The sequence below is a fragment of the Bifidobacterium adolescentis ATCC 15703 genome, assembly GCF_000010425.1.
GTDB lineage: Bacteria > Actinomycetota > Actinomycetes > Actinomycetales > Bifidobacteriaceae > Bifidobacterium > Bifidobacterium adolescentis.
Window position 1 is genome coordinate 1,265,171 of sequence record NC_008618.1, and the last position, 24,732, is coordinate 1,289,902.

19 protein-coding genes and 1 other RNA gene are annotated in these 24,732 nt (G+C 58.8%); 5 read left to right on the forward strand and 15 right to left on the reverse strand.

Features of this window, described 5'->3' with window-relative positions:
* Positions 1-70 precede the first annotated feature (70 nt).
* From trpD to hpf, 3 genes are all read right to left on the reverse strand, one after another.
* Entirely contained in the window at positions 71-1,126 is a 1,056-nt protein-coding gene (trpD, locus tag BAD_RS05435) for an anthranilate phosphoribosyltransferase (protein WP_021913818.1), read from the reverse strand.
* 190 nt (positions 1,127-1,316) lie between these two features.
* The gene (secA, locus tag BAD_RS05440; protein ID WP_011743379.1) at positions 1,317-4,193 is read right to left on the reverse strand and encodes a preprotein translocase subunit SecA; all 2,877 of its coding nucleotides are present in this window, start codon (positions 4,191-4,193) and stop codon (positions 1,317-1,319) included.
* 178 nt (positions 4,194-4,371) lie between these two features.
* Positions 4,372-5,034: a ribosome hibernation-promoting factor, HPF/YfiA family gene (gene hpf / locus BAD_RS05445; protein WP_003810589.1), complete on the reverse strand. Its 663-nt coding sequence runs from the start codon at positions 5,032-5,034 to the stop codon at positions 4,372-4,374.
* A gap of 177 nt (positions 5,035-5,211) precedes the next feature.
* On the opposite strand from hpf, the gene rnpB reads away from it, so the two are divergent.
* Positions 5,212-5,576: RNase P RNA component class A (gene rnpB, locus BAD_RS08675), an RNA gene on the forward strand.
* Between the two features lie 79 nt (positions 5,577-5,655).
* Here rnpB and BAD_RS05450 read toward each other — a convergent pair.
* The 7 genes from BAD_RS05450 to BAD_RS05475 all read right to left on the reverse strand — a co-directional run bounded on the left by BAD_RS05450 (position 5,656) and on the right by BAD_RS05475 (position 12,759).
* Positions 5,656-6,351: a regulatory protein RecX gene (locus BAD_RS05450; RefSeq protein ID WP_003810591.1), complete on the reverse strand. Its 696-nt coding sequence runs from the start codon at positions 6,349-6,351 to the stop codon at positions 5,656-5,658.
* Between the two features lie 3 nt (positions 6,352-6,354).
* Positions 6,355-7,497 (reverse strand): recombinase RecA, encoded by a 1,143-nt coding sequence (gene recA, locus BAD_RS05455; RefSeq protein WP_003810592.1) that lies wholly within the window; start codon positions 7,495-7,497, stop codon positions 6,355-6,357.
* Between the two features lie 262 nt (positions 7,498-7,759).
* Positions 7,760-7,993: a DUF3046 domain-containing protein gene (locus BAD_RS08865; RefSeq protein WP_080505092.1), complete on the reverse strand. Its 234-nt coding sequence runs from the start codon at positions 7,991-7,993 to the stop codon at positions 7,760-7,762.
* A gap of 82 nt (positions 7,994-8,075) precedes the next feature.
* Positions 8,076-8,585: a helix-turn-helix domain-containing protein gene (locus BAD_RS05460; protein ID WP_021913821.1), complete on the reverse strand. Its 510-nt coding sequence runs from the start codon at positions 8,583-8,585 to the stop codon at positions 8,076-8,078.
* 62 nt (positions 8,586-8,647) lie between these two features.
* The gene (locus BAD_RS05465) at positions 8,648-9,214 is read right to left on the reverse strand and encodes a CinA family protein (RefSeq protein ID WP_033499691.1); all 567 of its coding nucleotides are present in this window, start codon (positions 9,212-9,214) and stop codon (positions 8,648-8,650) included.
* A gap of 6 nt (positions 9,215-9,220) precedes the next feature.
* The gene (gene pgsA / locus BAD_RS05470) at positions 9,221-9,895 is read right to left on the reverse strand and encodes a CDP-diacylglycerol--glycerol-3-phosphate 3-phosphatidyltransferase (protein ID WP_011743385.1); all 675 of its coding nucleotides are present in this window, start codon (positions 9,893-9,895) and stop codon (positions 9,221-9,223) included.
* A gap of 59 nt (positions 9,896-9,954) precedes the next feature.
* The gene (locus BAD_RS05475) at positions 9,955-12,759 is read right to left on the reverse strand and encodes an FtsK/SpoIIIE family DNA translocase (protein ID WP_011743386.1); all 2,805 of its coding nucleotides are present in this window, start codon (positions 12,757-12,759) and stop codon (positions 9,955-9,957) included.
* 263 nt (positions 12,760-13,022) lie between these two features.
* On the opposite strand from BAD_RS05475, the gene BAD_RS05480 reads away from it, so the two are divergent.
* The gene (locus BAD_RS05480; protein ID WP_011743387.1) at positions 13,023-16,031 is read left to right on the forward strand and encodes a carbohydrate binding domain-containing protein; all 3,009 of its coding nucleotides are present in this window, start codon (positions 13,023-13,025) and stop codon (positions 16,029-16,031) included.
* 128 nt (positions 16,032-16,159) lie between these two features.
* Here the strand turns inward: BAD_RS05480 and miaA are convergent, their stop codons facing one another.
* Both miaA and miaB read right to left on the reverse strand, forming a co-directional pair.
* On the reverse strand, positions 16,160-17,170 hold the full coding sequence (gene miaA, locus BAD_RS05485; RefSeq protein ID WP_011743388.1) for a tRNA (adenosine(37)-N6)-dimethylallyltransferase MiaA: 1,011 nt from the start codon (positions 17,168-17,170) through the stop codon (positions 16,160-16,162).
* A complete protein-coding gene (gene miaB / locus BAD_RS05490; RefSeq protein WP_021913826.1) occupies positions 17,154-18,608 on the reverse strand; it encodes a tRNA (N6-isopentenyl adenosine(37)-C2)-methylthiotransferase MiaB in 1,455 nt (484 codons plus the stop codon). Before miaB ends, miaA begins: the two co-directional genes overlap by 17 nt.
* Before the next feature lie 190 nt (positions 18,609-18,798).
* On the opposite strand from miaB, the gene BAD_RS05495 reads away from it, so the two are divergent.
* The gene (locus BAD_RS05495; RefSeq protein ID WP_021913827.1) at positions 18,799-19,482 is read left to right on the forward strand and encodes a GTP pyrophosphokinase; all 684 of its coding nucleotides are present in this window, start codon (positions 18,799-18,801) and stop codon (positions 19,480-19,482) included.
* A 71-nt stretch (positions 19,483-19,553) separates the two neighbouring features.
* On the opposite strand, the gene BAD_RS05500 is transcribed toward BAD_RS05495, so the two are convergent.
* The 3 genes from BAD_RS05500 to BAD_RS05510 all read right to left on the reverse strand — a co-directional run bounded on the left by BAD_RS05500 (position 19,554) and on the right by BAD_RS05510 (position 22,399).
* Positions 19,554-20,504, reverse strand: a complete 951-nt coding sequence (locus BAD_RS05500) for a DMT family transporter (protein ID WP_011743391.1) — start codon at positions 20,502-20,504, stop codon at positions 19,554-19,556.
* A 126-nt stretch (positions 20,505-20,630) separates the two neighbouring features.
* Positions 20,631-21,512 (reverse strand): Bax inhibitor-1/YccA family protein, encoded by an 882-nt coding sequence (locus tag BAD_RS05505; protein WP_003810620.1) that lies wholly within the window; start codon positions 21,510-21,512, stop codon positions 20,631-20,633.
* A 116-nt stretch (positions 21,513-21,628) separates the two neighbouring features.
* Complete coding sequence (locus BAD_RS05510; RefSeq protein ID WP_011743392.1) at positions 21,629-22,399, reverse strand: DUF5067 domain-containing protein; 771 nt, start codon at positions 22,397-22,399, stop codon at positions 21,629-21,631.
* A gap of 234 nt (positions 22,400-22,633) precedes the next feature.
* Between BAD_RS05510 and BAD_RS05515 the strand changes: the two genes are divergently transcribed.
* Both BAD_RS05515 and BAD_RS05520 read left to right on the forward strand, forming a co-directional pair.
* Positions 22,634-23,935, forward strand: a complete 1,302-nt coding sequence (locus BAD_RS05515) for a sensor histidine kinase (protein WP_172458531.1) — start codon at positions 22,634-22,636, stop codon at positions 23,933-23,935.
* Between the two features lie 59 nt (positions 23,936-23,994).
* The gene (locus BAD_RS05520; protein ID WP_011743394.1) at positions 23,995-24,624 is read left to right on the forward strand and encodes a response regulator transcription factor; all 630 of its coding nucleotides are present in this window, start codon (positions 23,995-23,997) and stop codon (positions 24,622-24,624) included.
* Positions 24,625-24,732: the final 108 nt, after the last annotated feature.

The following is a 24,732-nucleotide window of genomic DNA, read 5'->3' on the forward strand; positions in this document are numbered from 1 at the left end:
TCAGTCCAACAATCGGGGTGCGGTTCATATTTACGCCGGGCCTTCACATACACATACGTTGTCAGCGTTTTCAGGCTTTCTTCGCAGCTTGGGCGGTGGCGATCCACTTGTCAAGCAGCGCCGTGGCCTTGCCGGAGTCGACGGTCTGCTCCGCGATGGCGTAGGCGGCTTTGAACCGGTCAGCCAAGCTTGCGTCGCCCGGCACCAAATGACCGTCGGCGACGATTGCGGAAGCGGCGTTCAGCAGCGCGGTGGTACGGAACGACACATCCTTGCCTGCGAAGAAGTCTCGTGCCAGCTGCGCGTTGAGCGTCGGTTCGCCACCCTTCAGATCTGCGATGGTGACTTTGGCGAGGCCGAGTTCGACGGTCGGATCGAATTTGTTTTCGGTAACCTTGCCGTCCTTGAATTCCCAAATGGAGACCGGACCGGTCGGTGCCATCTCGTCAAGGCCCTCATGGGAAGTGTAGACCATGCCGATCTGGCCGTTCGCCGCATATACGGCGGCCATGATCGGGCTCATCTTGCGATTAGCGCAGCCGACGGCCATATGCTTCGGGCTTGCCGGGTTGGTCAGCGGACCAAGCACGTTGAACACGCATGGCACGCCGAGCGCAGCGCGAATCGGACCGACAAAACGCATGGCGGGGTGGAAGGTGCGTGCGAAAGCGAAGGCGATGCCGCATTCGTTGCCGACTTCGCTCACTTGTTCCGGAGTCAAATCCATGGGCAGGCCGAGCGCTTCGAAGCAGTCAGCAGTGCCGCACTTGGATGAGGCCGCACGATTGCCGTGCTTGACGACTTTTACGCCTGCGGCCGCGGCTACGACGGCCCCCATGGATGACAGGTTCACGGTGGAGGCTCCGTCGCCACCGGTGCCGACGATGTCGGTGGTTTCACCGTCGATGTGCAGCGGAATGGCATGGGCCACCATGGCCTTCGCCGCACCACGCACTTCGTCGGGGGTCAGCCCCAACTGCTGCTGGGTGGCGAGTACCGCGCCAACGGCCGCCGGATCGGCATTGCCGTTCATGAGGTCATCGACGAACCACTCGGATTCCTCGGCGCTCAAGTGGTCCCCTCCGACCAGCTTGGTGAGGATCGACTTCCATGTGATTTCGGCCATGATGCCCTCCTTGGCGCTGTCGCACGCCTTTATTGTTGTTCTGATGCCGCCAATTGTAACGATTGGACGTTCCCCCACGTCCGCACGTCCATATCACGAAACGGCCCATCGAAGATTCTTCAAAAAAGAAAACCTCCCCCGATTACGGTCGGGGGAGGTTATGTCATGAGCAAGTCAGCGACTCAGCGAATCACTGCTCGTTCTGGCCGTGGCACATCTTGTACTTACGACCGGAACCGCACGGGCACTGGGCGTTCTTGCCGGTTCCCGGGAAAGTACGGCCATCCGCCCACGGAGAGTGGAGTTCCTCGCTCTTCGGACGCTTGTTGGCCGGGACCTTGCCTTCGGCATGGCTAATCGGCTGCATGCCGACGATGCCCTTCTCGTTCTTCTGCTCGTCAGCCAGTTCATCGATGGTGGTCTTTTCGGCCTCGTCATCGGTCTCCGGCTCTGCAGGAGCGGATTCGCCGGTCGCGGCGGCTTCGCCGTCCAGACCCATTACGGCCTCGGCGGCGTTCACGGCCTCATCCTCATCGGATTCGGTCTCCTCGTCCTCGGTCATGGCCACGCGTTCGATGTCCACGTGGAACAGCAGCTGGATGGTTTCCTCCTTGATGGCTTCGATCATGGAGTTGTACATCTGGTAGCCTTCACGCTGGTATTCGACCAGCGGGTCGCGCTGGCCCATACCGCGCAGGCCGATGCCGTCCTTGAGGTAGTCCATCTCGTAGAGGTGTTCACGCCACTTGCGGTCGAGCACGGCGAGCACCACGCGGCGCTCGAGCTGGCGCAGGCCTTCGCTGCCGAGCTTGTCTTCGAAATCGGAGTACTGGTCCTTGGCGTCGGAGACGATGAGCTCCTTCAGGGCCTCAACGGCCTTGTCGCCCTTGAGCTTGTCGACGGCGTCCTTGGCCCCTTCCTGCTCCACGGCGATCGGGTACACGGAGGAGATGGCCTTGAACAGACCGTCCCAATCCCAATCGGCCGGCTTGTCGGAACCGTTGTTGGCGCCCTTGATGTAGCTCAGCACGGTGTCGTCGATGAACTTGAGGATGTCCTCGTGGATGTCGGCGCCCTTCAGCACAGCCTGACGCTCCGCATAAATGACGGTGCGCTGCTTGTTCATCACGTCATCGTACTTCAGCACGTTCTTACGGATTTCGAAGTTACGCGATTCGACGGCCTTCTGTGCGGTGCGCACGCCCTTGGAAACGCTCTTGGCTTCGATCGGCTCGCCTTCCGGCATGCCCTTGGCCATGACACGCGCCACCAGCTGGGTGTTGAACAGACGCATCAGATCATCTTCGAGGGACAGGTAGAAACGGGATTCACCCGGATCTCCCTGACGGCCGGAACGGCCGCGCAGCTGGTTGTCGATACGGCGGGATTCGTGGCGCTCGGTGCCGAGCACGTACAGACCGCCGAGCTTGACGACTTCCTCATGCTCGTCCTTGACCTGGTCCTTGATTTCGGCCAAAGTGCCCGGCCAACGCTTCTCGTACTCGTCCGGAGTGTCATCCGGAGAATAGCCTTCGGACTTGAGCTTCGCATCAGCGAGGAACTCGACGTTGCCGCCGAGCATGATATCGGTACCACGGCCTGCCATGTTGGTGGCCACGGTGACGGCGCCCTTACGGCCTGCGACGGCCACAACGGCGGCTTCCTTGTCATGCTGCTTCGCGTTCAGCACCTGGTGAGGAATCTTGGCCACGTCAAGCAGAGAGGACACGACTTCGGAGGATTCCACGGATGCGGTACCCAGCAGGACCGGCTGGCCCTTCTTGTGGCGCTTGGCCACATCACGGACGATGGCGGCGAGCTTTTCCTTCTTGGTACGGAAGATCAGATCGTCCTTATCCTCGCGGATCATCGGCTTGTTGGTCGGAATCGGCAGCACGCCCAGCTTGTAGGTGCCCATGAATTCGGCGGCTTCGGTCTCTGCGGTACCGGTCATGCCTGCCAGCTTGTCGTACATGCGGAAGTAGTTCTGCAGGGTGATGGTGGCGAAGGTCTGGTTTTCGGCCTTGACCTCCACGCCTTCCTTGGCTTCGATGGCTTGGTGCAGACCCTCGTTGTAACGGCGGCCCGGCAGGATACGTCCGGTGTGCTCGTCGACGATGAGCACTTCGCCGCCGGTCACGACGTAGTCGCGGTCACGCAGGAACAGCTCCTTGGCCTTGATGGCGTTGTTCAGATAGCCGATCAATGCGGTGTTGTTCGGTTCGTACAGGTTGTCGATGCCGAGATAGTCCTCGACCTTGGTGATGCCCGGATCAAGGATGCCGACGACCTTCTTCTTCTCGTCGACCTCATAGTCCTCGTCACGGTTGAGCTTCAGAACCAGGCGCGCGAACTGGCGGTACCAGCGGGTCACGTCGCCCTCGGCCGGACCGGAGATGATCAACGGGGTACGAGCCTCATCGATAAGAATGGAGTCGACCTCATCGACGATGGCGTAGTGGTGGCCACGCTGTACGAGATCGGATTTCTCCCATGCCATGTTGTCGCGCAGGTAATCAAAACCGAATTCGTTGTTGGTGCCGTAGGTGATGTCGGCGTTGTACTGCTTGCGACGCTCCGGCGGCTTCTGGTTGGTGATGATGCAGCCGGTGCTCATGCCGAGGAAGCGGTAGACACGGCCCATCAGCTCGGCCTGGTAGCTGGCCAGATAGTCGTTGACGGTGACGACGTGGACGCCCTGACCGTCGAGTGCGTTCAGGTAGGCCGGCAGCGTGGCCACAAGGGTCTTGCCTTCACCGGTCTTCATTTCGGCGATGTTGCCCCAGTGCAGAGCGGCGCCGCCCATGAGCTGCACGTCGAAGTGGCGCAGGCCCAAGGTTCGCTTGGAAGCTTCACGCACGGTGGCGAAGGCTTCCGGCATGAGCTTGTCAAGGGACTCGCCGTTTTCGATACGCTGCTTGAACTTGGCGGTCTGGCCCTTGAGCTCCTCGTCGTCAAGCGCCGCGATCTCGTCCTCCAAGGCGTTCGTCGCTTTGGCCACGTTCTCAAGCTTCTTGATCTGTCGGCCTTCACCCATGCGTAGGGCTTTGTCAACGATATCTACCACAATCACTCCCTTTGTGTATGGTGACTTTCCTCGATTGAGGATAGTCGCTTTCTCGCGATTTCCGAAAAGCTCCGTCCATTTTACGTAAGTTTTGACGTATCTTGTTTTTCGCATAAGAAAAGAGGCCCGCATGTATGACATGCGAGCCTCTTATCGTTCAGTTTTCAGCCATTAGCCATTACTTCTTGGCCACATTCTCCGGAGTGTCGATTTCGAAGACGCCGTAGCTCCAACCGTGACGGTGGTAGACGACGGACGGACGACCGGTTTCCTTGTTGACGAACAGGAAGAAGTCGTGACCGATCAGCTCCATCTCGTACAGGGCCTCGTCAATGGTCATCGGCTCGGCGATGTGCAGCTTGCGGCGGATGACGATTGGGGTGTCGCCGACCTGGACCTCGACGGATTCGCCAGGGCCGAGATCAGCGGAAACGGCGTCGGCCGGGCTATTGTTCGGCGCTTCCGGCTCCGGCTCCTCGACGACGACCGGCTCGACCGGGCCCAGATCGACCGGGACCGGATCGGTGTAGCCACGACGATGGTCCTTGCGGCGGTCGCGGGTACGGCGCAGACGAAGCGTCAGCTTGTCGAGAGCCAAATCGAGCGCGCTGAACTCATCGGCGCTGGAGGCTTCGGCACGCACCACGGTACGACCTGCGATGACGGTGATCTCAACGCGCTTGGCGGTGTCGGCCTGACGCGGATTGCCCTCGTGGGACAGCACAATCTGGACACGCTGCGCATCCGGGGCGATAGCGGTCACACGATTCATCTTGCTTTCGACAACGTCACGGAACCTTTGCTTGATCTGCGTATGACGTCCGGTAACGACGATTTCCATGTGGACCTCCCTAGACTCAAGCGGTGTTAACCGCTATATACGGACCAACCAGCTGCATCGCTGCTTGGTAGTCATCATTGTATCCATAAGATTGGTGATTTGCTGGAAAACTCCCCGAGAAAACAAAAGTTTTTTTACGCTTTGCTTTCGACGATTCTCTTGCTATAGTTGTGCGTTTGAGACCTCTTGATGGCCGCGACCGATTTTGTCGGTTGAGGAACTTCCGGGCTCCATAGAGCACGATGGCGGATAACGTCCGCCCAGGGCGACCTGAGAGATAGCGCAGCAGAGAATAGACCGCCTTACCGGTTTCGGCCGGTGGGTAAGGGTGAAACGGCGGTGTAAGAGACCACCGGGCCGCTGGTGACAGTTGGCCGCATGGCAAGCCTCATCGGGAGCAAGGCCAAGCAGAAGGCGTTCGAGGACTGCTCGTCCGAAGCCTTCGGGTAGGCTGCTAGAGCCTGACGGCAACGCCAGGTCGAGATGGATGGCCATCCGTGCCGTTGGCACGACAGAACCCGGGGTATAAGAGGTCTCACTCTCCACTCTTTATGTTTTGAGGATTTCTTTACACCAGCCTCTTTATGAAACTGACGTCACGCCCTTGGCCAACGGTCGCCGTCAATCAAACAGTTCCTGTGCGATTTGGCGCAGAATCTCAGGATTATGGCCTTTTCTGCCGCCCGCGCTCCAGAAGCGGCGCCTACGTGCATCGCGTTCCAGACCGGCGGTTTTTCTCGCGGTTCTACGGCCTAATTCCCATGCGGCTTCAGTAAACACGCCGTAGGATTCCGCCTCATCACAAACCTGTTGGGCCAGCCTACGGTCGACGCCTTTCCGTGTAAGCTCAGCGACCGCGCCCCTACATCCCATAAGACGGGTCGCACAGTAGCGCACCGCGGATTGCGCGTAGGCTTCATCGTCAATCAGTTGAACCCTTGTCAGTCTTTCGATGACGTCGTCAACCACTTCAGAGGTATAGCCCTTACCAATCAGGCGCTCACGCAGTGCGCCGGAAGGTCGAGGCGCAGCGTCCAGCAATCGCAATGCGGCTTCCCTGCATGCGTCAAGATCATTTGGATCCTTTGCGGCAGTAGAATCGCCGTTCCCGACACGCCCAGCGTGTCGCGCGTGTCGTGGCGTTTTCGTCGCATTTGCGCTTCCAGCGAACAAACTGGAACGGTCAGGTTTCGTTCGACGGTTCCACCTCTGAACGTTCGTGCGTTCTGGATCCTCTGAAGAAAGGGCAAGGCCCCCAGTATCGGCCGACGCCGGCTGAAGGCCCTGTTCCTTAAGGAAACGTTCGGCGCTGATCATATGTCAGGCTTTGGCGGCTTTTGAAGTTTTGGACGTCTTACCATCATCCGGCGCGCCCGCGGCGTCCTCCGCCCCATCGTCCTCGGCGAACTGGTCGGTAGGTTTGATCAGACCGAATGCCGCCTTGACCTTGTTCTCGATTTCCTCTGTGAGTTCCGGATTGTCCTTGAGGAACTGACGCACGTTTTCGCGTCCTTGCCCCAGCTGGTCGCCCTCATAGGTGAACCACGAGCCAGACTTTTTGACGACGTTGGCCTGCAACGCCATATCAAGCACGGAACCTTCCTTGGAGATGCCCTCGCCGTACAGCACATCGAATTCGGCGGTCTTGAACGGCGGAGCCATCTTGTTCTTAACAACCTTGACCTTAGTACGGTTGCCGACAGCCTCATCACCGTTCTTAATGGTCTGGATACGGCGGATGTCCATACGTACGGACGCGTAGAACTTCAATGCCTTGCCGCCGGTGGTGGTCTCCGGATTACCGAAGAACACGCCAATTTTCTCACGCAACTGGTTGATGAAGATGGCGGTGGTACCGGCTTGCGCCAGCGCACCGGTCATCTTACGCAACGCCTGACTCATCAGGCGCGCCTGCAGGCCGACATGGCTGTCTCCCATCTCGCCTTCGATTTCCGCTTTCGGCACCAAGGCCGCGACGGAATCGATGACAATCACGTCAAGCGCGCCGGAACGAATCAGCATGTCGGCGATTTCCAATGCCTGCTCGCCATTGTCCGGCTGAGAGACGATCAACGAATCGGTGTCGACGCCCAGCTTACGGGCATAGACCGGATCGAGCGCATGCTCGGCATCGATGAATGCGGCCACACCGCCGGCCTTCTGGGCATTGGCCACCACATGCAGCGCCAATGTGGTCTTACCAGAGGATTCCGGTCCGTAAATCTCCACAATACGGCCTTTAGGCAGGCCGCCGATGCCTAATGCCATATCCAAAGCCAAGGATCCGGTCGGAATGACCTCGACATCCTGTTCCGGGCGGTCGCCAAGTCTCATGGCCGATCCCTTGCCGAAGCTTTTCTCGACCTGCGCGAGCGCTGTGTCGAGCGCGGCCTGACGGCGCGGATCGATTCCATTCGCGGACTTGTTCTGTGCGGCGTTCTTTGCCGCGCTCGTCTGTGCCATGACTACTCCTTGTTGTTGACCGAGACGAATGAATGGATTCACCGTAAAACCGCATCATCCATCTGCGCAAGTTCAATCGGCCATTGTGGTCGAAGAACATGCATTTCGACACGCCGAAGACCGCTTTCCCTTGAAATTCCAGCATTCTGAAACTTCGCGGCGAGCCGTTGACGACCTGCCCAATCCGTGCTTCTGTGGATAACTATACCCCATTATCCGAACATCTGTTCGAAATCGGTGTTTTGCGATAGCCGAACTCCGCCTAACGCACCGGCATTGGTGGCGCGTTATGGTCCTTTCCCCAACGTTTGCAGTCAGGAATGTTCATCTGGTCGCACAGAACGTTCCATACCACGCGGGGCTCCTCCCCCATTTCAAGCGCTTCGACGGCTGTCAGACCGTTCAATCGATCAAGCACTTGGTCGCGTGCGAGCGCGCGGCCATAGCTACGGCCGAGTACCTCTTCAAGCAACTGCCAAAATTCACGTTCCTGCACGCGCTCAAGTGTACACAGCAAGCGCAACCAAAAGAAAACGCCCGACGGAACAAGCCGCCGGGCGTTAGACGTCCAACAGGAATCAGATTGCGACGGAATCGAGATAATCGGCGACCATGCGCAGCATCTGCGCCGTGGAGACGCCCAACGATTGCGCAATCGAGCTCAGCAGCTCGGAGCTGGCCTCTTTTTGGCCACGCTCCACTTCGGAGAGGTAGCCCAACGACACTCCGGCCTTTTCGCTCACCTCACGCAACGTTTTGTGGTCATGGGTGCGCAGATCGCGCAGTACATGGCCGATGGCCTCGCGAAGCGATACCTCTCTGGGTTCGTCGGTGGTTTCCGTGGCTGCCGACATGGATCGTGCGGAAACGCGTTCCGCGTCTTCCTCCCGCCATATGCGGGTCAATGCGGCCTGGCGCTCGTCTTTGGCCTTTTTGGCCGCGCGGGCACGCAGCACCTGCTGCTGGGCGAACATCACCGCGCGGCGCTGGGCTGGGGTGAGTTCCCTGACGCGGGCGTTGCCGCTTTGCACCGTGGGAACCATCGCCTTGAGTTCCATCTGTTCCTTGGTGAGTGTCATCGTGTCCATGCCGCCAGCCCCTTTCGCTTTTCATACGTACGTCCACTATGGTCAACACCCATATTCGTGGATTATTCCTGTGAAAGTGCTGAAAGAGTCCTCAGTTTTTCCAGAATACATTGCACGGTTTCGTGCCGCACGGCTTCCCGATCACCCTTCAGACGCAGCTCATAAGCAGCTGTTTGACGCGCACGAATGCCATTGAAGCCACAGGGCAGGGAGCAGCCGATGTACACCAGGCCGGCAGGTTTGTCACCATCCGGTCCTGGCCCTGCAACACCGGTAGTGGCCAAGCCGATGACACAGTCTCCATCCTCGGTCTGTCGGTATAGTTGCGCGGTTCCCGCAGCCATCTGCCGCGCCACTTCGGGGTGGACCGCCCCTTCTCGGGCCAGCAGGTCGGCATTCACGCCGAGAATCTTCGCTTTGGCGCGAATGTCGTAGGTCACCGCCGAGCCGAGGAACACTTTCGATGCGCCTGGTATGCGTACGAAGGCGTCGGCGAGTAGACCTCCCGTCAGTGATTCGGCGGCGGCGATTTTGAAATGGTTGGCTTCGCAATAGCGTAAAACGGCTGCGGCCAGCTCATCGCATTGCGATTGGCTGGCCGCGGTCGACGAATTTTCGGATTCGCTCATCGGGATTTACTTGGTTTCCTTTTCGGATTTTGCGGTCTTCTTACGTCCGCCGAACGTGTTGACGAGGTATTCGCCGCCCGAATACAGGCATAGAATCAACGCCAGGTAAATCAGGGCGTACGTGATCGTGTAATAAACGGTCATCCACAGCGGAGTGGTGTTCATGCCATCAGCGAGGCTCCACATCGGCAGCATGAGCATGGCAAGGCCGATGCACTGGCACAGGGTCTTGTACTTGCCGGCTTGGGATGCGGCGATGACCTTGCCGCCGGTGTCGATGACGAAGAAACGCATGATGGTGATGCCGATCTCACGGATGAGGAACAGCGCGGTCACGACCCAGCCGAGCACTGCGTTGCCGAATTCGTTGAAGATGGCGGCGACGATCAGCGTGCCGCAGGTGAGCAGCTTATCTGCGATTGGGTCCATGAGCTTGCCCAGTTCGGTAACCTGGTTATATTTGCGGGCCATCCAACCGTCGAGCTTATCGGTGCAGGCGGCGATGATGAAGATAATCGCCGCCACCCAGCGCATAGTCGTGTTTTTGGTACCCCATGCGCCTGCCATGACGTACAACGCCAGGAAGATGACGACCAGGACGATACGAGAGAAAGTGACGATGTTCGGCGGGGCGTTCCACCCGTCAAGCAGGGACGATTTGCGTTCTTCTTGCTTTTCCATACCGTTCACGTTACCCCGATACCACTACTTGGCGCAATGCGTGCGGTTGTCGCGTTCCATCATCGCGTGTCCGCAGCGTCGGCCGGCTGGGTAGAACCTGCGGTAAGCGATGAGGTTTCGCCCTTGATGAAGGCGAGCACCTGCGGCAGATCCTGCGGTTGGACGAGCACTTCGCGAGCTTTGGAGCCTTCGGACGGACCGACCACACCACGCGATTCAAGCAGATCCATGAGTCGGCCGGCTTTGGCGAATCCGACACGCAATTTGCGCTGCAGCATGGAGGTTGAGCCGAACTGCGTGCTGACCACCAGTTCCGCCGCCTGCAACAGCACGTCCATGTCGTTGCCGATGTCCTCATCCGGCTCGATGGCCTTCTTTTCGGCCTCCTTGGCCATCTCCTCGATATCCTCGCGATAATGCGGCTTGCGCTGGGTTCGCACGAACTCCACCGCGCGACGGATTTCGGACTCGTCGACCCATGCGCCCTGCACGCGGATCGGCTTGGCCTGGCCCATCGGCAGGAACAACGCGTCACCTTGGCCGATCAGCGTTTCCGCACCGGTGGCGTCGAGGATGACTCGCGAATCGGTGGCGGATGAGGTGGCAAAAGCAAGTCGGGACGGGATGTTGGCCTTGATCAAGCCCGTGACCACGTCAACGGACGGGCGCTGCGTGGCGAGCACCAGATGCACGCCGGCGGCTCGCGCGAGCTGCGTGATGCGCTGGATGGAGCTCTCCACGTCGTTCTTGGCCACCATCATAAGGTCGGCCATTTCATCGACGACCACGAGGATATACGGGTATGGTGCGACCTTGCGTTTGGAGCCTGCGGGCGCATGCACCTTGCCAGCGCGCACGGCAGCGTTGAAGTCCTTGATGTGGCGGAATCCGAAGAATTCGAGGTCGCTGTATCGTGCGTCCATCTCCTTGACCACCCATTCCAAAGCCTGCGCGGCCTTCTTCGGATCGGTGATGATCGGGGTGAGCAAATGTGGAATGCCCGCATAGGCGGACAGTTCGACTCGTTTAGGATCGACCATGATCATGCGGACCTGGTCAGGCGTGGCGCGCATGATCACGGAGGTGAGCATGGAGTTGATGAAGCTCGACTTGCCGGAGCCGGTGGCGCCAGCCACCAACAGGTGGGGCATCTTGGTCAGGTCGGCGGTCACGAAATGGCCTTCCACATCCTTGCCGACGCCGGTGAGCATCGGATTCGGATCGTTCCGGGCCTTGTCGGAGCGCAGCACGTCGCCCAGCACCACGGTTTCGCGGTCGGAGTTCGGAATTTCGATGCCGATGGCGGATTTGCCTTCGATCACCGACAGGATGCGCACGTCGGAGCTGGCCACCGCGTAGGCGATGTTCTTCTGCAGGTTGGTGACCTTCTCGACCTTGACGCCAGGGCCAAGCTCCACCTCATACATGGTGACGGATGGTCCGCGCAGGAAGCCGATGACCTTCGCATCGACGTTGAACTGTTGGAAGGTACCGGTCAGCGCGCGGATCACACGATCGTTCTCCGGAGTGTGCGCGGCGTGCGGCGCGCCCTTCTTCAGAATGTTGAGGTCAGGCAGATGATACGGTCCCTCGGGAATGTCATCCGCCGCTTCCCCGTCAACGGCAGCAGCCGGCATATCGTCAAGGACCTCGCCGGTCGCGGCATCCACCATGACTTCCTTGCCGTTGGAGGTGCCGTCCTCGTCGATGACGGCCCATGGGTCGCTCGGAGCGACGCCAACCGGCTTGATTTCACTGGACGGCACCGGCTCGGCGACGCTGGGCATGGTGCCGCTCGCGGTGCCGATCGGCGCGGACGAGAAGGAGCGTCTGCGACCGTTCTGTGGCATGGCCGTGGTGCCGGACGGCGCAGCGGCGGAATAATCATCTGAATCATAATCATCGGCACGATAATCGTCCGAAGAAATGCTGCGTGGCGAATCGACCTGTTGGTACGGCTCGTCGACGATGGTTTCCGCGGTCTGTCCGTGCCGTTCGGCGGCATTAAGAAACGCTTCGTCGCCGGCGTAATGGTCAAGGTCGCCATCATCGACGTTCTTGCTCTTATGGGATGCGAAGCGTTGCTTCATACGCGTAAGGAAGCCCAGCCTATCGTCGTTTTCTCCATCCGCATCGGTGCCGTCGTGGGCGGGAACGCCTTCGGCGAAGGCGAGTGTCATGTCCCCAACGCGTACTTCGTTCGGGAACTGTTCGGCCTCATCGTCAATGTCATCACGGTTTTTCGGCGTTCCAACAAACTTGGCCGCCAGAGCCTTCGCCTTGTCCGGTATCTGCGTGACCCGGGTATGGGTGATCAACAGCAACGAAAACAGGATGACGACTACGAAAATCGCAATGGAAAAGCCTTTGGAAAGCCCCCACGCCAACGGACAGCCAAGCACATAGCCAAGCAGGCCGCCTGCCCGCTGCAGCAAAGACATATCGAACTTCTGGGAGTCGGAGGCAATCGCCGCGTCAAGAATAGAGCAGACGGACCAGAGGATCATGAACCATCCAAGGGCCATATGGAGGTTCTCATCCTTGTTTTGCGTCTTGCGCATCAGACTGAACACCACAAGCGCCAGGAATACCGGCAGAATCACGCTGGTCAATCCGAACAGTCCGGAGGCCATGGCATGCAGGACCTGTCCGAAAGCGCCCTGGACACGGAACCATTCGGATGCGCAGAACAGCACCGCGAGAATGGCCATGATGAAACATGCGATGTCGCGGCGATATTTACGCAGTATGCCGGCGATCGGAGAGGAATCGACCTCGTCCATGACTTTGGTATCGCCGGAACGCGATTTGCCTGCGGAACCCTTGCCGCCTGATTTCGGGTTGGAAGATGCTGTTCGTGCCATAACAGAACTTGATTTTACCGATGTCCGACGTCATGACACGGCATTAACCAAATCGAACAATTATTCGAACTTAATCGAACATGCTTTTTCAGCGAATCAAACATTGTTAAGCGTTTATTCAGCGCTGTAACTGAAATATAAGCAATTCCGGCGGAACACGCCCTCGTGCACTTAAACGATTAAATAACTAGCGCGGATATTAACGCGCTTAATCCCAATGTTGGGGTGCGCGTGGAACATCAAGGAAGATAAGTGAAGGAACCATGAAAACCACAGTCACCAAACTGCTGGCAACGGTTGCGGCGGCATCGACCATTTTTGGCATGAGCACCCTCCCAGCCTTTGCTGCAGAAGGAAAATCGGCATCCAATGGCAACTCCGTGAACATCAGCGACGTCAACGCCACAGCAGAAACCCGCGCCTTGTTCGACAAGTTGAAAAACAGCGGAAAAGGAGATCTTCGTTTCGGACAGCAGCACGCCACCGACGAGAACATAAGCTCAAGCGCTTCACAGGGAGACGTCTATGAGACGACCGGAAAATACCCGGCCGTCTTCGGTTGGGACGCCGGTCTTGCGCTGCGCGGCGCGGAGAAGCCTGGATCAGGTGCCGACAAGAACGCCAACGCCAAGGCTCTCGCCCAGAACATCACCGATGCGGACAGCAAAGGCGCCATCGTGACACTGTCCGCACACTGGTGCAACCCAGGCACCGGCAAGGATTTCAACGACACCACTGCCGTCGCTTCCGAACTGCTTCCCGGCGGCAAATACTCCGGCACCTTCAACAAGGAGCTCGACGCCATCGCCGCCACCGCGCAGCGGGCCAAACGCAGCGACGGCACATTGATTCCAATCATCTTCCGTCCACTGCACGAGAACAATGGCAGCTGGTTCTGGTGGGGCGCCACGCATGCTTCCGCTAGTGAATACAAGGAACTGTACCGCTACATCGTTGACTATCTGCGTGACGTCAAAGATGTGCACAATCTGCTTTATGCCTACTCCCCCGGCGGCGTATTCAACGGTGATTCCACTGATTATCTCGCCACCTACCCGGGCGACCAGTGGGTGGACGTACTCGGTTATGACGAATACGACTCCGATGATTCCGCAGACGATTCCAGCGCATGGATCAACACTGTGGTCAAGGATATGAAGATGGTTTCCGACCAAGCTTCGCAGCGTGGCAAAATCGTGGCGCTCACCGAATTCGGACGTTCCGGCGACCGCAAGTTCAAGGAATCCGGCACCGGAGACAAGGACACCAAGTTCTTCTCCGAACTTGCCGAAGCACTTGCCGAAAACGTGCCAAGCACCGCATATATGATGACTTGGGCCAACTTCGGTGGAGGTGGAGACAATTTCCAGGCGTATACGTCGTGGAAGGGCTCCGACGGCGAAGCCGATTTCAAGGCGTTCGCGGACAGCAACAAGAACCTCATGGCCTCCAAGGACAACGTCGACTATTCGAACGCCCCGGCAGCCGCCATGCAAAATGGCTCCGCGCGTATCGTCACTCCAGTGGACGGCAATCGTGTGACCGACACCAAGGTGGTCGTCCGGGTCAAGACCGAAGGTGTGAAATACTCCGACCTTGATCTTAATTCCGCCATCGTGACCACCGATCGAGGCCAGAACGTCAAACTCAAGTATTCCTGCAATGGATATTTCACGGGCATACTGGATTTGAACGCGGCCGGTATCAATCTTGACCAGTCCAAACTCACTTTGACTCCGCAGGTCAAGACCAAGGACGGCAAGACACTCGCAGCGGCCGACGGCAACGGTTCCGTCACAGTAAAACTGGGTGCCAAACCAGAGCAGACGGTAGACAACGTGGAGGACTTCGACTCCTATGACAACGAAGCCGAATTACAGTCCGTCTATTCGCCGAGCCACAGCACGAAATCGAATCTCACGCTGGTGGACAGCCCCGAGGACAATGGCACCAAGGCCGGTAACATCCACTATGATTTCGTGAGCTATCCGGAGTATAACGGCTTCCAGCGTTCCCATACGCCGAAGCAGGACTGGTCCGGCTTCTCCAAGCTGAACATGTTCCTCAAGGCCGACGGTTCGGATCACAAGTTTGTGGTGCAGGTCAATGCCGGCGGCGTGACCTTCGAAGCCTATCCGAAGATCGATGGCACGGACGGACACGTCGTCTCACTGAACTTCGGTGACGCCGACGGCAACGGAGGCGACTTCGCACCGGCATCCTGGGACACCGCGCATGCGGGCATGAAACTCTCGCAGAAGCTGCTGTCCAAAGTCGGTTCGTTCGCCCTGTACATCAACGACAATGGCGGCAACCGTCCGAAGAGCGGCGATTTGACGCTCGACTCCATCAAGCTCGACGGCAAACGCGACGCTTACGCGCCGAACACCAATCCGACGCCGGGCAACACCGCCAAAGCGCAATCCGTGGATGATTTCTCAGGCTATTCGGATGATGCCGCAGCACAATCGGCTTGGGGCAACCGCGGACATACGGAAGTCCTATCCCTCGATGAAGGCCCGACCGATGGGTCCAAGGCGCTTCGCTTCAAGTACGACTTCTCCAATGGAGGCTGGTACGATGTGGCGAAATATCTTGACGGCGCGAACTGGTCCGGCGAATCCGTATTGGCTTTCCAAGTCAAGGGGGATGGTTCCGGCAACGCCATCGGCCTGCAGATCGGCACAAGCGATGGCAAATACTTCCTCGCCAGCGTCAAACTTGACTTCACCGGCTGGAAGCAGATTGAGATTCCATTGGTCGATAACGCCAATCTGACCCAATCCTGGCCGGAGGACGCCAATAAAGACAATCCGATGACCGAAGATGATCTGGCCTCCATCAAGGAACTGGTGTTCGCCTCCCAGCAATGGAATAGCGAAAGCGATGGGCTTGATTCCTCCATCGCCGATATCAAGGTCGAGCCCGCCGAGAATACGTCCAACGAGCAAACCCCGAAGGACGAAAGCAAAACCGAGGTCAAGGCCGACAAGGAGCAGGAACAGTCCGAGGACACCTCCGCGGATGTGACCGCCCAAGATCCGGCCACTTGCCCGATTTCAGACGAAGATTCCAAGGGCTCGACCGGCAATACGACGGTTACGGTCAAGCCCACGCCCGACACCAAGGAACCGGCCGACAACACCGGCAAAGATGGCCTGTCCCGCACCGGTTCAAACATAATCTCTGCCATTGCTGCCGTGGCCGTACTGCTGCTGGGCGGCTGCGCCGTGCTGATCGCACGCAAGCGGAAGGGAGGCGATATCGAATAGTCCAATAGGAATGAACTTTCTCACGTAGGACATTACAAAACGGGGGTCCCGCAATCCAACTGGTTGCGGGACCCCCGCCCGTATTTCCGCAGAACCCTGCAAAAAGAGGCTCCGCAGTGATGAATCATTTAGGCGATATCGCCAAGATGATGCTGCGTGTACGCATCCGCCTGCGCGTCGATCGCGTCGTAATCGCCGGCGTCGGCATGCTCGATGATGGCCATGGCATTGCCCAGCAGCGCGGGGTTGAGAGCCTGCAGCCAGTGGATACGCGGATCGCGGCCAAACCATCCCATCTGTTTGCGTGCCAGACGCTTCGTCTTCTGCGCGATGCTCATGAACGTGTCATTTAAATCGCACAGGCCATCCAAATAGTCGACAACCTGCTGGTATCCAAGAGCCTTGCCTGCGGTGATGCCAAGCCGGGGACGGATACGCTCCACTTCCTCGACGAAACCGTTCTCCAGCATCTGCTTGGTACGGATGTCGATGCGGCGGTCAAGTTCCTCACGCGGCAAATCAAGGCCGATCTGCACGGTGGGAATCACATACCGGTAATGCGGCAGGCTCGCCGAATACGGCCGGCCCGTCACTTCGATGACCTCAAGCGCGCGGATGGTGCGTCGAGGATTGTGCGGATCCATGCGGGCCGCGGCTTCGGGATCCTTTGTCTTGAGCTCGTCGAACAGCGCACCGGCGCCTTCGACCTTTTCACGTTCCTCGAGGCGTTTGCGCACCTCTGGGTCAGTGCCAGGAAAGGAAATGTCGTCGATGGCGGCACGGGCGTACAGACCGGAACCGCCCACGAGGATAGGGCGCACTTCCCTGGCCTGCAGTTCGGCGATTTTGGCGCGGGCGATCTCCTGGAAACGTGCCACGGACATGGCGTCGTCCGGTTCGATGATGTCGATCAGGTGGTGCCTGACCTCGGCCTGTTCCTCAGGACTCGCCTTGGCGGTGCCGATATCCATGCCCTTGTACATCTGGTAGGCATCGGCGTTGACGATTTCCGCCTGCTCGCCCTTGGCCTCCAACGCCTTGGCAATGGCGATGCCAAGCCCCGTCTTGCCGGACGCAGTGGGACCGACGATGGACACGACCTTACGGGTTTCGGGCTTGCTTTCAGTGGCGGACGGCATAGGTTTGCCCCGCTTCCGGATTCGGATCGGCGATGAGATTGTGGCGTCCCGCATGGGTGACGGTGGCGGTCACGAAATCACCCACCTGCGGCATCGGCTCGCCTTCCGGCACGCCGACATGCACGAGCACGCCGGTTTTCTCACGTCCGGTAACACGATGGGTGGCGGCATCCTTCTTGCCGGATGCGCCGGTGACCATCACCTCGACGTCACGGCCTTCGAAAGTCTTGAGATTCTCTTCGGTGATACGTTCCTGCAGCGCCACAAGACGTTCGAACCTGTCCTGCACCACGTCATGCGGAACCTGCTCCATCTCAGCCGCCGGCGTGCCGGGACGCGGCGAGTAGATGAACGTGAACGCGGAAGCGAATCGTGCCTCCTCCACCACGCGCAGGGTTTCCTGGAAGTCCTCCTCCGTTTCGCCGGGGAAGCCGACGATGATGTCGGTGGAGATCTGCGCGTCCGGCATGGCCTCGCGAATCTTGCGCAGAATGTCGAGGAACTTGGCGGAACGGTAGGAGCGGCGCATCGCACGAAGAATCCTGTCGGAACCCGACTGCAACGGGAAATGCAGCTGGTGCATGACGTTCGGCGTCTCGGCCATTGCTGCGATCACGTCGTCGGTGAAGGCCGCGGGATGCGGCGAGGTGAATCGTACACGTTCCAAACCGTCAATCTCGCCGCACGCGCGCAGCAGCTTGGAGAAGGCAAACCGGTCGCCGATGCCGTAGCCGAAGGAGTTCACATTCTGGCCCAGCAACGTGACTTCCTTGGCGCCTTCGTCCACACATTGGCGGATTTCGGCGAGGATGTCTCCGGGACGACGGTCATGTTCCTTGCCGCGCGTGGTCGGCACGATGCAGAAGGTGCAGGTGTTGTTGCAGCCTACGGAGATGGCCACCCAGCTCGACACCTTCGACGCACGGTCGGTAGGCAGTTGGCTTGGGAAGTAGTTGAGTTCCTCCTGCACCTTCACCTGCGCGTGGCCTTCGATGCGGGCCTGGTCGAGCAGCTGAGGCAGGGATCCGATGTTCTTGGTACCGAACACGGCGTCGACCCACGGGGCTTTTTTCGCGATCTTCTCACGGTCGAGCTGCGCCATGCAGCCGCCGACCGCGATCTGCAGGTTCGGGCGTTCCCTCTTCAATTCGGCCCACAGTCCGATGGTGCCGTACATGCGTTCGGCGGCGTTTTCGCGCACCGCGCAGGTGTTCATGACGATCAGGTCGATGTCATGGTTGAGATACTGTTCCTCGGTGGCGGGCACGTAGCCGTCGGCCTCAAGCACGCCGGCGATGCGTTCGGAATCATGCACATTCATCTGGCATCCGAGCGTATGCACGTAGAACACGCCCTTGCCGCGCGTGGGGGTATCGTTCGCCGCCGGTTCGGCCAGTTTCGAGGCGCGCTCCGCCTCGGTCATCATGTCTTCGTTCATAACGCACCATGCTATCGGCAGGGCGGCACAGGCGTTTCGGAACGCGGGAACGCCCCGTTCTCGGCGCAATCGCAGGGCATTGACCCTCTTCGATACACAGCATACGTTCAGTTTTGCGGAAAACGAGGCGGTACACTGTTCTTCCGTGATACTTGACAGGCAAAATCGAATTAACACCACCGAATTGCAGATGCGTCTGAAGAACGTCGACGTCGGCGAGGGATCCCTTTCCCCCGAACAGATCACCGAGTTCATCGACCAGATGCAGGTGTATGAGGGTGCGATGTACGAGATCAGCACCAAATTGGAAATTCTTGACTCGGAATTCCAGGTGCGCTTCTCCCATAATCCAATTCACCATATGGAACGCCGTCTCAAATCGCTTAACTCGATCCTCGGCAAGCTGCAGCGCCGCAACCTGCCGTTGACCGTCGACGCCATCAAGGACAACCTGTTCGACGTGGCGGGCGTACGCGTGATCTGCAACTACCGCGACGACGTGTATTCCGTGGCGAATTATCTGTCCGCGCAAAGCGACATCCAAGTGCTGCGTGTCAAGGATTACATCAAGAACCCGAAGCAGAACGGTTACCGTTCGCTGCATGTCATCTACGCGGTGCCGGTGTTCCTGTCATCCGGACCGCACTACACGCCGGTAGAGGTTCAGCTACGCACCATCGCCATGGATTATTGGGCGAGCCTGGAGCATGCGCTGCGGTATAAGACGGATCTGCCGGACGCGAAGCTTGCCGAGCATTCGCAGACGCTGTTGGATTGCGCGCGCAGCCTGCAGAACATCGAGACGCAGATGCAGAACATCCATCGCGACATCAACAGCGCCCCGCGTGTGGGTGAGGCGCCGCAGGCGGACTGATGTTTTCGGAAAATGGCGATTGACGGACAAATCATTGCCTGTCAATCGCCATTTTTCGACGATATCGAACGTTATTCGCGCTTACGCAGCAATCGTGGTATTTTCACCGGAACCTGTGCGAGCACGGTGCCGATGAAGATCAGCGCGCAGCCGATGTAGGCTCGTGTGGTCATGACTTCGCCGAGCAGCAACGCGCCGCCCACCGCGGAGAAGAACGATTCGAGCGACATGATCACGGCCGCGCGCGACGGCGGCACCAGCTGCTGTCCGACCACCTGCAACGTGTATGCCACGCCGGCCGAGCCGATGCCGGCGTACACGATGGGAAACCAGCTTTGCATGGCGCCGGCCCAGTCGATGGAGCCTTCGCATAGGGAGCCGATCCAGCTCAGCAGCGCGGTGGTGGAAATTTGTCCGAAGGACAGCAGAATCGGATCCATCTTCTGTCCGAACGTGTCGATGACGAGAATATGGCCTGCGAATAGAACCGCAGTGGACAACAGCACCACGTCGGCAAGGGTGATCGAGCCGAATCCGTCGGTGATGCACAGCAGATAGAAGCCGACCACGGCGATGGCAACGCTGACGATGACGTTCATGGTCACGCGGCGGCGCAGAATAAGGAAGGCGAGCAGCGGCGTCATGACGATGTAGAGCGCCGTGATGAAGCCGGAACGGCCTGCGGAACCGGAATAGAGGATGCCGTATTGTTGGACGGTGCTGGCGGTGAACAATACGATGCCGCAGATGACGCTGATGACCACGGGATTGCCCAGGCATTTCGGCATGGCCACGGTTATACCGTTGCCAAGCGTGACGGTTGGACACTCATTCGATTCACGGCGTCGGCGTTCCTGTTCGGCGATGCCTCGACGGCGGAACCACAGCAACGGTATTAATGACAGCGCGCCCAATGTGAATCGTGTGGCCCCGAAGAACAGGGGGCTCATGGAGGCCATGCCCTGCACTTGGGATACGAATGCGAAGCCCCAGATCATGGCCGTCAGAACAAGGCAGGCCATGCCGCCAATCTCTTTCCTCTGCATGACCCACTACCCTATGGCACGTTTTTCGCCGACAGAAAAGCCTGACCATATTCTGGTCAGGCTTTGTTTGAGGGTTCAGCGCAGAGGACGTCGCGGGATTTTTCAGTCGCGATCGCCGAAGAGCTGGAGAATATACAGGAACATGTTGATGAAGTCCAGATACAGGTTCAGCGCGCAGATGATGGAGACCTTCTTGACCATGTCCTCACCCTGGCCTGCGTACTGGGCGAACAGCGCGCGAGTAGCTTGGGCGTCGTAGACGGTCATGCCGGCGAACAGCACGAGGCCGATGGCGGAGATAACCATCAGCATGGTCTGTCCGGGAGCGAAGATCATAAGCAGCACTTCGGCGACGATCAGCACGATGAGGCCGACCAGCAGAATCGGACCGGCTTTGAGCATGTTGACCTTGGTGGTCATGCCCAGCATGGTGAGCGCGAAGAAGAAGCCGGCGCACAACGCCAGGGAGATGCCGATGGTGCCAAGATCATACGCCATGAAAATGGTACTTAGCGAGAAGCCCATGATCGCGGCATACACGTAGAACATGACGCGTGCGGTGCTCGGCTTGATCTTTTCAATGCGGGCGCCAAGATAGATGGCGATCACGATTTCGACGACGAACGGCGCCCAAGCGCCAATGACGCCAAGCGACTGGATGAGCGCGATGTAGGCACCGGTGGCTTGGGTGAGGATGGCCACAGCCGCGGTGACGAGCAGGCCGATGGTCATCTCACCGTAGGCACGGGTGACGGAAGCATGTTCGGCACGCTCATAGGAGTATGTCGCCTGAGCCGGAATGGTGGCCGCCGGAGCGCCCTGCGCATACATGTTCTGCGGCGCGTACTGGTATTGGTTCTGACCGTACGGATTCTGGCTGTACTGCCCGTACGAATTCTGGTTCGGATTGTATTGGTTCTGCCCATACGGCTGGCCGTTGAATCCATTAGCGTTGTTGCCTTGGGGCTGCTGACCGAATGTCATAATCGCTCCTTAACTCGATTACGCATCACAGTACGGTACTTTTCTGACTATTTCATGAGAGCCCACGTCTTACGGTGCCGAGCTGAAACTACCGGCACCGTATATCCAATGCGCAATCAGACCGTGAACTTGTGCACCACTTTCGCGCTATCGTTCAGGTCGAACAAATCAGTGACGTCGACCGTCACTTCGGAATCGTCTTTCAAGGTATATCCAATCGTCACGGTTCCGGTGGCTCCGGGCTGGACTTCGGCGAAATCAGAATTGGAATCGTATCCGGCAGGGTTCTCGCTGTAAATGGCGGTGTCGAGAGCTTGCCCATTTTGGAACACTTGCGGGCTGGCGAGGACTGCAAACGAACTGTTTTTATCCGTGTTGTTGGTCCATTCGAATGTGACCAACACCGTGGGCTGATTGTTATAGTCGTTGTTGCTACGTACCGCGGAGACGATTTTCACATGCATGGTCTTCAAATCGCCTTCCATATCCTGATCGCCCTTCGGCTGATTTTTTGCGGAGTCTTTTGCGGATGATTGTGAGCTTGACACGCCGGTGGCCTCGTCTATGGCCTTGCTTGCTGCGGACTGCATGGCCAGAGTAATGACGATGGCCAACACCGACAGCACCGCAGCGACAATCGCCAATGCCTTGCCGCGCTTTTTACCGCGGAACGTGCCGACCAATGCCACAATCGCAAGAATCACGCCAATGAAACCGAAAATCGCAGCAATGTTGTTGATAATCGGAATGAAGCTCAGCACGAAGCCAAGCGCGCCGAACACCACGCCGACAATGCCGCACACAGTCAGTCCCTTCTCTTCCTGATAGACCGGCTGCAGCGGGGGTTGGGGTTGGATGGGCTGCTGCGGGGCGATGTAACCACTCATGATCGTTCCTTCTTCTCGAATCGGTTGAGACACTTTCGAGGGTACGGAATTCCGCGCTGGACCGGTATTGGACGAAAGGTCATTCCCGTCTGCACTTTGGGGCGTGCGAAACGCACGGAAGAACAATGGCGTCTTTCGGGGACGGGCCCAATAATGGTAGGTATGAGCGAGACGACGAATTCCCCGACCCCCATCGAAGTGCCGGTACGTACCAGAGGCTGGCAAAGCATGGTGATGGTGGTCTGCGCGGGCTTCATGTGCTTGGCGCAGACCGCGTTCGCCGCGCAACGGTTCGGCCAGGATTCCGCCGTATACGTATGGATGGTGTTCTGCATGCTGGTGGCGTTCGCCATCGGGTTTCTGCTGCTCGCCCGTTCCCGTTATCCGCGTGCCACATTCGTCGCCGCGTGTGTGGTCGTGCTGGTTTTCCCATACGATCCCATTCTCGCTTTGATGGCGTTGACCGCGCTATTGGCCCGCCGTAATGACATGAAGACCACGGTTCGCGCGATCGTGGCGGGCGGTTTCGTCACGCTTGCCGCGCAGGTACGCGACGCGTTGCGGCCGCCGGAGGCATCCATCTGGCATATGGTGTTCGCCAAACCGGATACCGGCAGCCAATATGGCACCGACCTAATCATGCTTGCCGATGACCGCACCATCGTCATCACCGCGATAGTTGCGGCATTGTTGGAGCTGGCCATCGCGACTTTGGCGGGGTTGCATATCCGTTCTCGCGCCTTGGCATCGCTGGCCACGGCCAAGGCGGACGCGGCGGACGCGCAGGTGGCGCAGCTCAAGACCACGATCGACAGTCAGCAGCTGGCCGACGCGATCGCTGCCGAAGCGCATGACACGCTTGCCCATTCGCTTTCCCTGCTGGCGTTGAATGCGAGCGCGCTGCAAGCCGAGTCGAAGAAGCTCGCGGTCGAAGCGGGAAGTCTGGACGCCGGCCAACTGGCCGGGCAGGCCAGCCGAATCGCGGACAAAACCGAGGAGATTCGCAAACAGGCGGCAGGAGCGTTGGACGAGGCGCACAGTGTCATCGACATGCTGCGTCATCCGGAGCAGGCGAAGGCGCAACTGGCGCCGTCCGATGAGACGTCGTTGACCCGTGAATCGTTGGATGCGCTTCTCGGAGACGCACGTGCCGCCGGCATGCGGCTCAACACATGGATTGACATCCAACAATTGGGCCAACTCAACAGGGAAACCGGCAAAATCGCCTATCGAGTCCTTCAGGAGGGGCTGACCAATGCGAGCCGTCACGCGCCGGGAGCCCCGGTATCGGTGGAACTCACCGTGAACCCCACCGTAGGCGTGCACGCGCATGTGTCCAATCCAACTAATCCGTCCGTTCCGGCAGCATCGGCGGATGCCACGCGTCCCGCCATGGATTCCAAAAACGCTTTCCGTACCGGTGCCGGATTGCCGGGATTGGCCGAGCGCGTCCGGCAGGCCGGAGGAACATGTCGATTCGGTTTTGACGCACGACACGCGTTCCATGTTGATGTGCAGCTACCATGGGTTGAGTGAGCAGCGAAGAGAACAGCGATGACAGGCCGATAACGGTTGGCGTGATTGATGACGATCCGATGATTTGCCAGACCATGCGGCTGATTCTCGAAGATTATTCCACCGGCAGGCTCAATGTCGTTTTCACCTGCACCGATGGCGGTCAAGCGGTCGACGAGGCCGACAGGCATCATCCGGATGTGGTGTTGATGGATATAGCCATGCCCGGCATGGACGGCATCGAGGCGACACGAAGACTGCGCGCACTTCCGCAGCCGCCGCATGTGCTGATACTGACGTCCTTGAGTCCGAGCGGGACCGTGGAGCGGGCCGTCGAGGCAGGCGCCGAGGGTTTTGTCTCCAAAACCGATGCACCGGAGGACATCATCCGCCGCATCACCGATGTGTGCGACGGTCTGCCGCAATTCAATCCATCCAGCCAACGGCAGCTCATCAACGATCTGAACATGCAGCAACCGCAATCGCGCCGGGACGAGGCTCGCGCCATGCTCGACGCTCTGCCTGAGCGGGAACGCGAGGCGGTGGTTCTTGCAGCCGACGGGTACACCAATGCCGAAATCGCGGAACGAATGTTCATTTCGGAACGTACCGTCAAGGCGCACATCTCATCCGCGGGAGACAGATTATGCATGGGCCGGGTACAGATGGCGCGTTTGGTTGAACGTGCGGATCTGCCGGACCAATTATGAGGCGAAGGATTCTACGGCAGTGGAGACTCCGTTACGTCCATGAAACGCCGGTGCACCCCCTCCCATAAACTAGAAAACAGTATGCCGCACCTGCGGTGCAAACGTTAT